The sequence below is a fragment of the Gluconacetobacter entanii genome, from assembly GCF_003206495.1.
GTDB lineage: Bacteria > Pseudomonadota > Alphaproteobacteria > Acetobacterales > Acetobacteraceae > Novacetimonas > Novacetimonas entanii.
The window spans coordinates 15,437-28,244 of sequence record NZ_NKUF01000007.1; the positions used below are offsets into that span (position 1 = coordinate 15,437).

Consider the following 12,808-nt stretch of genomic DNA (forward strand, 5'->3'; position numbering starts at 1 on the left):
CCATGATGTCCCTTGGCGAGTACCGTAATCGCAGTGCCCTTCTATCTGATTTCCTGCCCTGGGCCGCGCTGGTCGAAAAGGGTGTGGTCCTGAACAAGGACGGCAGTTTCCAGCGCACGGCGCGCATCCGTGGCCCCGATATGGACAGCGCCACGCCCGCCGAACTGGTCGGTGTCACCGCACGGCTCAACAGTAATCTCCGCCGTCTGGGCTCCGGATGGGCGGTGTTCGTCGAGGCGCAGCGCGTCCCGGCCACACTCTATCCCGAGAGCGATTTTCCGGATGCCGCCTCGCACATGGTCGATCTGGAACGGCGTGAGCAGTTCGAGGATGAGGGCGCACATTTCGTGAGCCGGTATTTTCTGACCCTTGTCTGGCTGCCACCGGCGGAATCATCTGATCGCGCTGCCCGGTTCCTGTTCGAGGGCAGGGAGCGCGAAGGGCCGGACCCACACGGCATGCTCCATGCGTTCGTGGATCGCTCCGACCGGATGCTGGCGTTGCTGGACGGTTTCATGCCCGAGGCCACCTGGCTCAATGACGGTGAGACGCTGACCTATTTACATTCGACCATTTCGACGCGGAACCAGCGTGTCCGGGTGCCGGAAATCCCTATGCATCTTGACGCGCTGCTGGTCGATCAGCCGCTTTCGGGCGGGTTGGAGCCAAAACTCGGCGATGCCTTCCTGAAAACGCTGACGATCACCGGTTTCCCGTCGCGGACCTTTCCCGGAATCCTGGATGACCTGAACCGGCTGGCGATGCCCTATCGCTGGTCCACCCGCGCGATCCTGCTGGACAAGACGGATGCGACGAAAGTGCTGATAAAAATCCGTCGCCAGTGGTTCGCAAAGCGCAAGAGCATTACGGCGATTGTTCGGGAGGTGATGACCAACGAGGCGTCGGTTCTGGTGGATAACGACGCCGCCAACAAGGCGGCGGATGCGGACCTTGCCTTGCAGTCCCTCGGTGCTGATGACGTCGGGCAGGCCTACATCACCGCCACGGTAACGGTCTGGGATGGTTCCGCTTCCATCGCTACAGAAAAACTCCGTTTGGTCGAAAAGATCATCCAGGGCCGCGACTTCACTTGCATGGCGGAAAGCCTCAACGCCGTGGAGGCATGGCTCGGCTCTCTTCCCGGCCATATCTATGCCAATGTGCGCCAGCCACCCGTCTCGACGTTGAACCTGGCGCATATGATTCCGCTGTCAGCGGTGTGGGCTGGACCGGAGCGCGACACCCACTTCAACGCCCCGCCTCTTTTCTACGGCAGGACGGCGGGCGCTACACCGTTTCGTTTCTCGCTCCATGTCGGCGATGTCGGCCACACGCTGATCGCAGGACCGACAGGAGCTGGCAAATCTGTCCTGCTAGCGCTGATGGCGCTCCAGTTCCGGCGTTATGCGGGATCGCAGATTTTTGCCTTCGATTTCGGCGGGTCCATGCGTGCGGCGACGATGGCGATGGACGGGGACTGGCACGATCTTGGAGGCGGGCTGACGGACGAGGGCGATGGGCATTCCGCCGTTTCCCTTCAGCCGCTGGCACAGATTGACGATCCCGACGAGCGCAAATGGGCCAGTGAATGGCTGGGGCAGATCCTTGTCGGTGAAGGGGTAACGCTGACCCCCGAGGTGAAGTCTCACCTCTGGTCGGCGCTGAATTCCCTGGCATCGTCGCCTGTGCCGGAACGTACATTGTCCGGGCTGGTAGCACTGCTTCAATCCAACGCTTTGAAGCAGGCTCTGGCCCCATACTGCCTCGGTGGTCCTTATGGCCGCCTGCTCGATGCAGACGCCGAACGTCTGGGTGACGCCGATGTCGTGGTGTTCGAGACCGAAGGGCTGATCGGCTCCAGCGCGGCATCATTCGTTCTGTCGTACCTGTTCCACCGCATCGAAGGGCGACTGGACGGGAGGCCGACGCTGCTGGTCATCGACGAAGGCTGGCTGGTGCTGGATGACGGGGACTTTGCCGGCCAGCTCCGAGAGTGGCTAAAGACGCTGCGCAAGAAGAACGCATCGGTGATTTTCGCCACCCAGTCGCTGTCCGATATCGCCAATTCCCGCATTGCGCCTGCCGTGGTGGAAAGCTGCCCGACCCGGATCTTCCTGCCCAACGAACGGGCGATCGAGCCACAGATCGCGGCCATCTATCGCGACTTCGGGCTGAATGACCGGCAGATCGCCATCATCGCCCGCGCGGCATCCAAGCGGGAATATTACTGCCAGACCCAGCGGGGGAACCGGCTGTTCGAACTGGGGCTCGGCCCTGTCGCCCTGGCGCTGTGCGCGGCCTCCGGCAAGGACGACCACAGGCTGATCGATCGGGTGCTGGCGGAGCACGGGCGGGTTGGGTTCCTGCCCGCCTGGTTCGAGGCGCGTGATGTCATGTGGGCGGCTGATCTTCTGCGGGAAGGGGAGGTGCCGTGAGATATCGTCTGATTCCTGCCGTTATGGTCGTTGCTTTTACGGTTTCTGCTTCTCAATCCGCCCATGCCCAATGGGCGGTGTATGATGGCGCGAACCATGTCGAGAACGTGCTGATCGCGGCGCGCACGCTCCAGCAGATCGACAACCAGATCACGTCACTGGCCAATCAGGCGCAGATGCTGGTCAATCAGGGTCGCAATCTGGCGAGCCTCCCGCTTTCGACACTGTCGACGCTGCAATCGACGATTTCCCAGACGACGGCGTTGCTCGCGCAGGCGCAGAATATCGCATACAGCGTCCAGTCCGTTGAGCAGCAGTACCAGCAGTCATACACATCGTTATCGTCAGGCATGTCAGACAGCGCCCTGTTCAGTCAGGCGCAGACGCGGTGGCAGAATTCCGTGGGTGGGTTCGAGGATGCCCTGAAGCTTCAGGCGCGGGTGGTAGGAAATATCCCGAGCGACAGCTCGGCCATGACGCAACTGGTCTCGGCGAGCCAGAGTTCGGCCGGGGCGCTACAGGCCGCACAGGCGGGAAACCAGCTTCTCGCGCTTCAGTCTCGCCAGCTTTCCGACATCCAGGCCGAACTCGCGGCTAATGGCCGGGCCGCGGACCTCGAACGGGCGCGACAGGCGGCGAACGAGGCCGGTGCGGAAGCCCAATATCAGCATTTCTCGCAGTATGACGCCTATGTTCCCCAGGCCGTCGCCATCCCAAGTTCTGGATATTGAGCAATGGCGAGCGACAATGTCGGCATCATCGACGGCTTCCTGAATACCTTCGAGACCACGATCGACAGCGGTTTCGGTCTGGTCCGGGGAAGCGTGGTGTCGCTCGCGGGTTCGCTCTCGGTGCTGGACATCGTGCTGGCGGGGCTGTTCTGGGCGTGGGCGTCCGACGAGGACATCGTCCAGCGTCTCGTGAAGAAGACGCTGTATATCGGCTTCTTTGCCTTCATCATCGACCATTTCAGCGGCCTGTCGGGGATCGTTTTCAACAGTTTCGCGGCCCTCGGTCTCAAGGCCGGCGGCGGCACGCTGGCAATTGCGGACTTCATGCACCCCGGCCGACTGGCGGCGACCGGGCTCGATGCCGCGCAACCGCTTCTGGATGCGGCGAGTAAACTGGCGTTTTCGTTCGGTGCGCTGGCCAGCATCGTGCAGATCCTCGTCCTGGTCCTGTGCTGGTTCATCGTGCTGGCGGCCTTCTTCATTCTCGCGGTGCAACTCTTCGTGGCGATCGTCGAGTTCAAGCTGACCAGCCTAGCCGGTTTCGTGCTGATCCCGTTCGCCCTGTTCAATCGCACCGCTTTCCTGGCCGAGAAGGCGCTGGGCAATGTCGTATCGTCCGGTGTGAAGATCATGGTGCTGGCGGTCATTTCCGCCATCGCCTCCGTGCTGTTCAGGCAGTTCACGACGTCCTACGGTGATAGTGCGCCCACCATCGGCCAGGCGCTGTCCGTTGTTCTGGCGTCGCTCTGCATCGTGGGTCTCGCCATTTTCGGCGGCTCTCTCGCCAATGGGCTGATCTCCGGTGCCCCGCAGCTTGGTGCCGGGGCAGCGGCCGGAACCGCAATGGCGGTGGGCGCGATGGGTGCTGCGGCTGTTGCCGCGCCCGCTGCCCTGGCGTCTGGGGGCGCTGCCGCGCTTGGTGCGACGGCCGCGGCAGCGCGCGGCGGGGCTGCCGTCGCAGGTGCCGCCACGACAGCCTACTCCATGGGAGCAGCCGGACAGACCGGCGCGGCGGGCATGGCGTCGGCGGCTGGCAATGTCGGTCGCGCCGCTGGTGGTGCTGCGATGAACGCCGTGAAGAACAAGGTCGGCGCGGCAACATCCTCGTTGAAGGAAAGCTACTCTGCTGGCGGACGCTGGGCCGCCGGTGCGATGGGCGCCGGCGGAGAAGGCGATAGGCCATCGGGTGACGGTGGATCTTCAGGCCCGTCCGGCGGCGGAGGTGATCCCGGTACCGGGCCTGCCGGTAGCGGTAACCCTGGCGGCGGCCCCGATGGCGGCGACGGCTCCGACGGCAAGCCGCCCCGCTGGGCGCGAAAGATGAAGCGCCGCAACGCCGCCACCCATGCTGCCGAGGCCGCCCATATCATCCGCTCCGCCGATGGCGGGGGCGGGTCCACGTCCATCGATCTCTCGGAGAAAGAATGATGTTCCGTCGCTCCACAACACGCTACGGGACCACGCCCGAGCCCGTCACGCCCTACCAGAAAGCCGCACAGATCTGGGATGAGCGCATCGGCTCGGCCCGTGTGCAGGCCCGCAACTGGCGGTTGATGGCGTTCGGTTCCCTGTTCCTGTCCGCAGGTCTCGGGGCCGGGCTGGTCTGGCAGTCCGCGCGCGGCACCATCACGCCGTGGGTCGTGCAGGTCGACACGCTCGGTCAGGCGCAGGTCGTGGCGCCGGCGACGTCCGGCTACATGCCCGCTGATCCGCAGATTGCCTGGTATCTGGCACAGTTCGTCCACGACGTGCGCTCCCTGTCATCCGATGCCGTCGTGGTCCGGCATAACTGGCTGCGCGCCTATAATTTCACCAGCGTTTCTGGTGCCGTGGCGCTGAACGATTATGCCCGCCTGAATGATCCGTTTTCGCGGATCGGGCACGAGCAGGTCGAGCTGGACATCGCTTCGGTAATCCGGGCCTCGCCCGCCAGCTTCCGCGTCGCCTGGACCGAGCGCCATTACCGTGACGGCGCGTTCACCGGCACCGAACGCTGGACCGCCATCGTGTCGGTTGTTCTGCGCACGCCGCGCGACGCTGATCATCTTCGGAAAAACCCGCTTGGAATCTACGTCTCTGCCATCAACTGGTCGAAGGAACTCGGGCAATGATCCGTCGCGCTCTTCGTGCTTTGCCGTTGCTAACCCTGCCCCTGGCGGGTTGCGCGCAACAGTACCATCCACCCGTCATACGATATGACGACGCGGCCCAGGCCACGCTCCTGCCTGATCCGCCGAAGCCTGTGCGGGTGGCGGAGGTGCCACAGCCACTCCCGCTGCCGGGCCAGCTCAAGCCGCTTCCGCCCTTACGGCGTACCCATGTCGTGCCCGAGGCGGCTGACCCTACCGTGCGCGTGACCCAGGCCAATCTTGCCGCTCGCATCCAGCCGACGCGGGCCGGTTACGTGAACGCGGTGCAGGTTTACCCCTACAGCGCTGGAGCGCTCTATCAGGTCTATGCTTCGCCCGGCGAGATCACCGACGTTATGCTCCAGCCGGGTGAAAAACTGGTGGGTACCGGCCCGGTCGCGGTGGGTGATACCGTGCGCTGGATCGTCGGCGATACCACCAGTGGCGCGGGCACGACCAGGCGCGTGCATATCCTGGTCAAGCCGACGCGACCGGATCTCATCACCAATCTGATCGTCAATACCGACCGGAGGAGCTACCTTGCCGAACTGCGGGCGACACCCACGACCTATATGGCGTCGGTGTCCTGGGATTATCCCGAGGACGACCTGATTGCCCTGCATCGGCAGGACAGCGACGCCGATGATGCAGCCCCGGTGGATGCGGGGCTGGATCTGAATGCGCTGAATTTCCGTTACGCTATTCAGCCGGTGAAAGGTGGCACGCCGCCCTGGCTGCCCAGCCGGGCGTTTGACGATGGCCACAAGGTCTATATCGCGTTTCCGTCCGGTATCGGGCAGGGCGAACTGCCGCCGCTGTTCGTGTTGGGGGCCGATGGCGGGCCGGAATTGGTGAACTACCGCGTCCGGCAGAACTGGATGATCGTCGATCGCCTGTTTGCCGCCGCCGAATTGCGGCTGGGCGACAGGCATTCCGAGCAGCGGGTACGGATCGTGCGCACGGATGGCAGGAAGTCATGAGCGGCGCGGAAGAGCGCCCGGAAGGGAATACGGGAGCCACCACAAGCGGAAGCGGAACAGGACCATCATCCCCGCCGCCCTCTCCCGATCTGCGGCTGCGCGCGCAGCGTCCGCCGGTGGTCCGGCTCTCGCGCCCCGTCATCTGGACGCTGGGTGGTGCGGGGATGCTCGCGATCGGTCTTGCGCTGGGCTACGCGCTGCAAAATGGTGCGCAGAAGGGGCCGCTCCAGGGGGCACAGGACACCGACACCCGCCCCTCGGCCGACGGGCTGGCCGCACTCCCCAATGACTATACCGCCACCCCGAAACTCGGGCCGCCTTTGCCCGGCGATCTCGGCAAGCCGATCCTCGATGCACAGCGGAACGGTCGCGCGGGACCGGTTTCCGGCATGGGAGACCGGCGTGGCGATCAGGAGATCGAGGCGGCACGCACCAGCAGGCTCTTCGCGCAGATCGAGGCGCGGGAGGGCCAGGCTGCGCAGACGATTCCGGTCATGGCCACCGCTCCCGGAGCACAGGCATCACCGACCGGCCCCGACCAGCAGACCGGCAATCGCGCCTTTCTGGCAGGTCAGCCGGATCGCGCGACGGTCAGCCCGGACCGGATCGTATCTCCCGCCTCGCCCTATATGCTCCAGGCCGGGACCGTCATTGCCGGCGCGCTGAACACGAAGATCAGTTCCGATCTGCCCGGCCAGATCGTGGGGCATGTGACCCAGAACGTCTATGACAGTCCGACAGGCCGGTTCTTGCTCGTCCCGCAGGGTAGCACCCTGTTCGGAGCCTATAACAGCGGCATTTCCTTCGGGCAGCAGCGCACCCAGATCATCTGGACGCGGCTGATCTATCCGAATGGCGAAAGCCTCGTCCTGGAAAAGCTGCCCGGTGGCGACGCCATCGGCCAGTCTGGCCTGTCCGATGAGGTGAACAATCATTGGGGGCAACTGTTCAAGGCGGCCCTCGTCACGACCCTCCTCAGCGTGGGCTCCGAGGCCGGGACGTCATGGAACGAGAACAACCTGATGCAGGCCATCCGCTCCGGCGCGAGCAACGGGTTTTCTATGGTCGGCAACCGGCTGATTGATCGCAGCCTGAATATTCAGCCGACGCTGACAGACCGCCCGGGCCTGCCGTTCACGCTTATCCTGAATCGCGACCTTGTCCTGAAACCCTGGCACCCAAAGGAACCGGCTCCATGACGAAGCTGCGCATCACCGAAATTCCCGACGAGAAGCCGGTCCGTGTCACCGTGGACCTGCCTGCGGACCTGCATCGCGATCTCGTCGCTTATGCTGCCCTGGTCAGCCAGAACGGCCAGTCCGTCGATCCGGCCCGTCTCGTACCGCACATGATCCGTGGCTTTATCACCTCCGACCGCGCGTTCCGAAAGCTCCGGCAGGAGCCACGGCGGGCACCCGTTAAAACGCAGTCGCCTGCTGCTCCAGAAAACGGATGACTGTCCTCGCGGCCGGTGGGCAGCGCTCACGATGCCAAGCCGCGCCATAGGCGAAGTGGGAAAATCCGTCCCCGTCGATGACTTCCACTACCGCGATCCGCTCCCGGATGGCAGCGGGCAGAAAACCAAGCCAGGCATCCGGCAACAGAGCGATGCCGCTGCCATTCGCTGCCAATGCGACGACCCGCAGGCTTCTGACCGCCTCCTGACGTGTCACCGGCACGAATCCCGCCTGCCGCATCTTGCGCATCAAGAGCGCGAGCAGTTCCTCGCCGGTATCATCCTTGCCGATCAGAAAGATTCCATCATGCAACTCAGCCCATGACGCGGTTCCGACCTGTGCGATCGGATGTTCGGCCGACATGATCGCAACGACACGATCGCTCCAGAGCGGGACGGTGGCCACCATGCTGTCGGGCAGGGGCAGCGTCATTATCGCGAGGTCGATCTCCTCCTGTTCCAGGGCCTGGAACAGTTCTTTTTTCGCATTATCCCGATAAGTGAAGGAGATACCGGGTTGCGCAAGGCTGTACGACTCCAGTATCGCCGAGATCCGGCCGGGTGGGATGCTGCCCTGGACGCCCACGGAGATGACGCCGGTCTCGCCCCGGCTCCAACGCCGCGTGCGCTCGTACAGTCCGACTGTTCCATCGAGCAACTTCTCAGCCTCTCGCAGAAAGGCAACTCCCGCCGGGGTGAGCCGGGCACCGCTCGACGTGCGTCGAAAAAGGGAGACGCCAAGTCGCTCTTCCAGTAACCGCAAGGACCGGCTTACGGCAGATTGTTTGCCTCCCAGCGCCCGTGCGGCTCCATGGATACTTCCCTCCCTCGCGATGACACGCACGAACAGCAATTCCCGCAGATCGAGAGGTGGTCGCCGAACCGACATTTTCTGTCTATCCCGATTTTTTGAAGACCTTCGGCATGACCTGCCAAAATCCAGTCATTGTGCTTTCAAGTCTGCAACAATAATTCGTTCACGATATATTATGACGTTACTCTCTGCCTTCGCCATGAAGCCATCGCAATATCCGCGCTGCGGTGCAAAATGCTCTTGTGGCATAGTGCGCTAATGTACCACCTCGCCGAAGAGAAATGGAAGCATGATGAACCTATTGGACGAATTCATCCCGCGCTTCGATTTCAGCGAGCGACACAGTGTCGATATCTCCGCCCCGGCCAGTCGCATCATGAACGCGGTGGCTGCATGGCGGAATCAGGACGATCCGCTGGTTCGTGCCGCCATCCGCCTGCGCGAAATGCCCGCCCGGCTGTTAGGCCATGCGCGGCAACGGAATCTGGACCTCACCGACTTCACGCTGCTGGAACGGCGAGGCGATGCCGCCCTGGTCTACGGCCTCGTCGGCGCGTTCTGGCGGGCGGATTACGGATTGTGCGACATTCCCACAACGGACGCTTTTCTCACCCCTTGCCATGATGACGTCTGCAAGCTCGCTCTGGGCTTCTCCATCCAGCCGGGACCACACGGTACCCAGTTGCTGGTGACGGAAACCCGCGTGTTTTGCGCCATGGACCGGGCCAGGCGTCGCTTCACGCCCTATTGGTATCTGATCCGCCCGGTCAGCGGCCTGATCCGCCGCCGCATGCTCGCGACCATCCGGGAACAGTCGGAGTCTCCGCCCTCTCATCACCCGCGCGCAGCATTGCCATGAAGCTTTACGACTACCCCACCGCCCCCAATCCACGGCGTGTGCGCTTCTTCATCGCCGAGAAAGGGCTGACGATTCCTATCGTTACAGTTGATCTGGCGAAGCACGAGCAGTTCGCGCCCACGTTCCGCCTCCTTAACCCCTCCTGCACCGTTCCCGTCCTGGAACTGGACGACGGCACCGCGATCAGCGAGGTGCCCGTCATCTGCCGTTATCTGGAGGAGTTGCATCCCGATCCCCCTCTGATGGGCGCGACGCGAGAACAACGCGCCATCATCGGCATGTGGGACCGGCGCATGGAGATCGACGGCTATCTTGCCGCGATGGAAGCCGTACGGAACAGCCTGCCGGGACTGTCGGGCCGCGCACTGGTCGGACCACACGGCTATGCGCAAATCCCCGAGCTTACCGCGCGCGGCCGTCAGAGGCTGGCCGATTTCATGGCCGATCTGGACACCCGGCTGCGCGATGTACCATATGTCGCGGGCAATGCCTTCTCGATCGCTGACATCACCGCGTTCGTCACGCTGGATTTCGCCCGTAGCCGACTGAAGCTGGCATTGCCAGACGAGGCCTCCGCCCTGCATGCATGGGTCACGAGCATCGCGAAACGGCCAGGAGCACAGGCATGACGGCCTTTGCCATACTCTTGTTAGCCGGCATCTCGTTCAAGAGCGCTGTTCTACTTATGAACATCACCCGCCCGAACATCCTGACGATGTGTGCCACGGGATTCGGCACGCTACGCCGTAGCCACCCCCGATTTGCTCCGGGCTGCTTACAAAATGCTTACATTCCTGTGCTACGGCACACTGTAAACAAAAAACGGTCCCGAAGGAACGTCTTTAACCGCCTGATTTTCCTTGGAAAATCTGGAGCGGGCGATGGGATTCGAACCCACGACCCCAACCTTGGCAAGGTTGTGCTCTACCCCTGAGCTACGCCCGCGTTCCGTGTCGGTGAAGCGGTGTTTACGGAATAAGCGTCTGGGGCGCAAGGGGGAAAATGCGGGTGGGGGATGTTTTTTTTCATCTGCCCCTGCGGAGGTTGCGCGATCGGGTGGGAATGACAATCTATCACTCCAGAGGATATCGGCCATCCGTGCCTTCCACGGTGCGCGGTGGCGAAGACACAAGCCAAGGCAGGATCAAGTTTCCATGGACTATATCATTGGTCAGTCCCCGTCCCCCAACGCGCGTCCCGGCGCCCCCGCCGCCGCGCCGGGTGGTGCGGCGCCGTCCGCCGGGGCGGCCGTGATTTCGGATGGCAACCAGAACACCTTCATGCGCGACGTGGTCGATGCCAGCCGCAGCGTGCCGGTGCTGGTCGATTTCTGGGCCGCATGGTGCGGGCCGTGCAAGAAGCTAACCCCCGTCCTTGAAGAAGCTAACCCCCGTCCTTGAAAAGGTCGTGACGTCCGCCGGTGGCCGCGTGCGCCTGGTGAAGATCGACGTGGACGCCAACCAGGCGCTGGCGCAGCAGTTGGGCAAGATCGGCCTGCCGCTGCAGTCGATCCCGCTGGTCGCGGCGTTCTGGCAGGGGCAGATCCTCGACCTGTTCCAGGGCGCGCAGCCCGAAAGCGAGGTCCGGCGCTTTGTCGAAGGCGTGCTCAAGGCGGCGGGCGGCGCGCTGCCGGCGGCCGACCTGATCGCGCTTGCGCGCAAGGAACTTGACGAAGGCCGGGCCGAGGCCGCCGCCAGCGCCTATTCGCAGGTGCTGGAGATCGAGCCGGAAAATCCCACCGCGTGGGGCGGGCTTGTGCGTGCGCTGATCGTCATGGGGGACGAGGAAGGGGCCGCCGACGCCCTGCGTGACGTGCCCGCCGCCATTGCCGAGCATGCGGAGATCAAGGGGGCACGCGCGGCCCTCGACCTCAAGCGCGAGGGGCGCAAGGCGGCGGAGGAAGCCGAAAGCCTGCGCGCGCGCCTTGCCGCCAACCCGAAGGATTACGCCGCGCGATTCGAACTGTCCGCCGCCCTGAACGCGGCCGGCAAGAAGGCGGAGGCCGCGGACGAACTGCTGACGATCATGAAGGAAGACCGCGCGTGGAACGATGACGCCGCGCGCCTGCAGCTTATCCGCCTGTTCGAGGCATGGGGCCATGACGACCCCGCGACGGTGGCGGCGCGCCGGCGCATGTCCTCGCTGCTGTTTTCATGACGTCACGCCACGACCGTCTGGGCTATGTCGTCGAACATGATGACGACATTCCGCGCCGCATCCCGCTGATCCAGGACATGACGCTGGCGGATTTCCCGGCGGAAATCGGGCTGTTCCCGCTGGACGAGGTCATGCTGCTGCCGCATGGCAAGCTGCCGCTCAACGTGTTCGAACCGCGCTACATCGCGCTGGTGGAGGATGCGATGCGCGAGGGGCGGATGATCGGCATGATCCAGTCGCGCGACTTCTCCGGCATGGCCCCGGTGGAAAGCCTGCCAGGCAGCGACGTGGCCGATGCCGCCGAAGCCGCGCCGGAGCTGTATTCCATTGGCTGCGTCGGGCGGATCACGTCGATGACGGAGCGCGCGGATGGCACGTACGGCATCACGCTGACGGGCCTGGCGCGGTTCCGCCTGCTGCGGGAGGCGGGGATGCGGCGGGGGTATCGCGTGGCGCGCATCGACGTGTCGGGCTTTGCCGCCGACGTGACCGACCCGGACGAGGACGTGGCCTATGACCGTGAACGCCTGCTGGAGTCGCTGCGCCGTTTCTGCGCGCGGCAGGGGCTGAGCACGCAGTGGGACGCGCTGTATGAAATGGATGACGCGACGCTTCTGGTGACGCTGCCGATGATCTGCCCGTTCGCAAAGGCGGAAAAACAGGCGCTGCTGGAATCCGCCACACTGGCGGAGCGCGCCCATACGCTGCGCACGTTGCTGGACATGGCTGGACATGAGCCGGACGAGGGTGCATCCCCGTCCTGATCCATCATGATTTACGCAGGAGGCCGCCCCCCGATGACCGAAAAACCCACGTTCCCCCCGCTCGATCCCCGTCTGCTGTCGGTGCTGGTGTGCCCGGTGACCAAGGGACCGCTGATCTATGACCGCGATGCCGGTGAACTCATCAGCAAGGGCGCGGGCCTCGCCTTCCCGATTCGCGACGGCATCCCCATCATGCTCCCCGACGAAGCGCGTCGCCTGACGGACTGACCTTTCGCCGGGGGTGGCCGTCGGGGCATGAGACACCCGGGCGCTGCCCGGACCCGGCAGGGATCACGATCCCTGCACCCTGATTCGTTTAAAAGTCATGGTTTCCAAAGGGCAATGCCCTTTGGTGGGGTTTCAGGGGCAAAGCCCCTGAAGACAGCGCTGCGTGCGATACCCGGGCGCTGCCCGGACCCGGCAGGGATCATGATCCCTGCACCCTGATTCGTTTAAAAGTCGTGGTTTCCAAAGGGCAATGCC

12 protein-coding genes, 1 tRNA gene and 1 pseudogene are annotated in these 12,808 nt (G+C 63.9%); 12 read left to right on the plus strand and 2 right to left on the minus strand.

All coding sequences use genetic code 11. From position 1 onward, the window contains the following. Positions 1 to 2 precede the first annotated feature (2 nt). From trbE to CFR72_RS04900, 7 genes are read left to right on the plus strand one after another with little or no spacing between them, the layout of a single operon-like run. Positions 3 to 2,435 (plus strand): conjugal transfer protein TrbE, encoded by a 2,433-nt coding sequence (gene trbE / locus CFR72_RS04870; RefSeq protein ID WP_110912913.1) that lies wholly within the window; start codon positions 3 to 5, stop codon positions 2,433 to 2,435. A gap of 23 nt (positions 2,436 to 2,458) precedes the next feature. Further along, complete coding sequence (gene trbJ, locus CFR72_RS04875; protein WP_077814490.1) at positions 2,459 to 3,166, plus strand: P-type conjugative transfer protein TrbJ; 708 nt, start codon at positions 2,459 to 2,461, stop codon at positions 3,164 to 3,166. Positions 3,167 to 3,169: 3 nt separating this feature from the next. Next, positions 3,170 to 4,594, plus strand: a complete 1,425-nt coding sequence (trbL, locus tag CFR72_RS04880) for a P-type conjugative transfer protein TrbL (protein WP_110912914.1) — start codon at positions 3,170 to 3,172, stop codon at positions 4,592 to 4,594. Next, the gene (gene trbF, locus CFR72_RS04885; protein WP_010516386.1) at positions 4,594 to 5,277 is read left to right on the plus strand and encodes a conjugal transfer protein TrbF; all 684 of its coding nucleotides are present in this window, start codon (positions 4,594 to 4,596) and stop codon (positions 5,275 to 5,277) included. Before trbL ends, trbF begins: the two co-directional genes overlap by 1 nt. After that, a complete protein-coding gene (gene trbG / locus CFR72_RS04890; RefSeq protein ID WP_029329730.1) occupies positions 5,274 to 6,275 on the plus strand; it encodes a P-type conjugative transfer protein TrbG in 1,002 nt (333 codons plus the stop codon). The genes trbF and trbG overlap by 4 nt, the downstream gene beginning before the upstream one ends. Continuing rightward, positions 6,272 to 7,474 (plus strand): TrbI/VirB10 family protein, encoded by a 1,203-nt coding sequence (locus CFR72_RS04895; RefSeq protein ID WP_010516382.1) that lies wholly within the window; start codon positions 6,272 to 6,274, stop codon positions 7,472 to 7,474. Before trbG ends, CFR72_RS04895 begins: the two co-directional genes overlap by 4 nt. Continuing rightward, positions 7,471 to 7,731 (plus strand): DUF2274 domain-containing protein, encoded by a 261-nt coding sequence (locus CFR72_RS04900; protein ID WP_010516380.1) that lies wholly within the window; start codon positions 7,471 to 7,473, stop codon positions 7,729 to 7,731. Before CFR72_RS04895 ends, CFR72_RS04900 begins: the two co-directional genes overlap by 4 nt. Here the strand turns inward: CFR72_RS04900 and CFR72_RS04905 are convergent. Next, entirely contained in the window at positions 7,694 to 8,620 is a 927-nt protein-coding gene (locus CFR72_RS04905; protein WP_110912915.1) for a LysR family transcriptional regulator, read from the minus strand. The genes CFR72_RS04900 and CFR72_RS04905 overlap by 38 nt on opposite strands. Before the next feature lie 214 nt (positions 8,621 to 8,834). On the opposite strand from CFR72_RS04905, the gene CFR72_RS04910 reads away from it, so the two are divergent. Together CFR72_RS04910 and CFR72_RS04915 are read left to right on the plus strand one after the other, a co-directional pair. Further along, complete coding sequence (locus CFR72_RS04910) at positions 8,835 to 9,404, plus strand: hypothetical protein (RefSeq protein ID WP_010516376.1); 570 nt, start codon at positions 8,835 to 8,837, stop codon at positions 9,402 to 9,404. After that, positions 9,401 to 10,033 (plus strand): glutathione S-transferase family protein, encoded by a 633-nt coding sequence (locus CFR72_RS04915; RefSeq protein ID WP_010516374.1) that lies wholly within the window; start codon positions 9,401 to 9,403, stop codon positions 10,031 to 10,033. Before CFR72_RS04910 ends, CFR72_RS04915 begins: the two co-directional genes overlap by 4 nt. 241 nt (positions 10,034 to 10,274) lie before the next feature. On the opposite strand, the gene CFR72_RS04920 is transcribed toward CFR72_RS04915, so the two are convergent. Continuing rightward, positions 10,275 to 10,349, minus strand: a tRNA-Gly gene (locus CFR72_RS04920). 209 nt (positions 10,350 to 10,558) lie between these two features. Here CFR72_RS04920 and CFR72_RS04925 point away from each other — a divergent pair. From CFR72_RS04925 to CFR72_RS04935, 3 genes and pseudogenes are all read left to right on the plus strand, one after another. Then, positions 10,559 to 11,561 (plus strand): annotated as a pseudogene (locus CFR72_RS04925) (tetratricopeptide repeat protein). After that, a complete protein-coding gene (locus tag CFR72_RS04930; RefSeq protein ID WP_110912916.1) occupies positions 11,558 to 12,325 on the plus strand; it encodes an LON peptidase substrate-binding domain-containing protein in 768 nt (255 codons plus the stop codon). Before CFR72_RS04925 ends, CFR72_RS04930 begins: the two are co-directional and overlap by 4 nt. A 33-nt stretch (positions 12,326 to 12,358) precedes the next feature. Further along, positions 12,359 to 12,553, plus strand: coding sequence for a Trm112 family protein (locus CFR72_RS04935; protein ID WP_110912917.1), 195 nt, complete (start codon positions 12,359 to 12,361; stop codon positions 12,551 to 12,553). Positions 12,554 to 12,808: the final 255 nt, after the last annotated feature.

Excerpts from the sequence above, each read along its gene's own strand:
- CFR72_RS04930 (WP_110912916.1), top strand. The coding sequence starts at position 11,558 with ATGACGTCACGCCACGACCGTCTGGGCTATGTCGTCGAACATGATGAC.
- CFR72_RS04895 (WP_010516382.1), top strand. The coding sequence starts at position 6,272 with ATGAGCGGCGCGGAAGAGCGCCCGGAAGGGAATACGGGAGCCACCACA.
- CFR72_RS04900 (WP_010516380.1), top strand. The coding sequence starts at position 7,471 with ATGACGAAGCTGCGCATCACCGAAATTCCCGACGAGAAGCCGGTCCGT.
- trbF (WP_010516386.1), top strand. The coding sequence starts at position 4,594 with ATGTTCCGTCGCTCCACAACACGCTACGGGACCACGCCCGAGCCCGTC.
- CFR72_RS04915 (WP_010516374.1), top strand. The coding sequence starts at position 9,401 with ATGAAGCTTTACGACTACCCCACCGCCCCCAATCCACGGCGTGTGCGC.
- trbJ (WP_077814490.1), top strand. The coding sequence starts at position 2,459 with ATGGTCGTTGCTTTTACGGTTTCTGCTTCTCAATCCGCCCATGCCCAA.
- CFR72_RS04905 (WP_110912915.1), bottom strand. The coding sequence starts at position 8,620 with ATGTCGGTTCGGCGACCACCTCTCGATCTGCGGGAATTGCTGTTCGTG.
- CFR72_RS04935 (WP_110912917.1), top strand. The coding sequence starts at position 12,359 with ATGACCGAAAAACCCACGTTCCCCCCGCTCGATCCCCGTCTGCTGTCG.
- CFR72_RS04910 (WP_010516376.1), top strand. The coding sequence starts at position 8,835 with ATGATGAACCTATTGGACGAATTCATCCCGCGCTTCGATTTCAGCGAG.
- trbL (WP_110912914.1), top strand. The coding sequence starts at position 3,170 with ATGGCGAGCGACAATGTCGGCATCATCGACGGCTTCCTGAATACCTTC.
- trbG (WP_029329730.1), top strand. The coding sequence starts at position 5,274 with ATGATCCGTCGCGCTCTTCGTGCTTTGCCGTTGCTAACCCTGCCCCTG.
- trbE (WP_110912913.1), top strand. The coding sequence starts at position 3 with ATGATGTCCCTTGGCGAGTACCGTAATCGCAGTGCCCTTCTATCTGAT.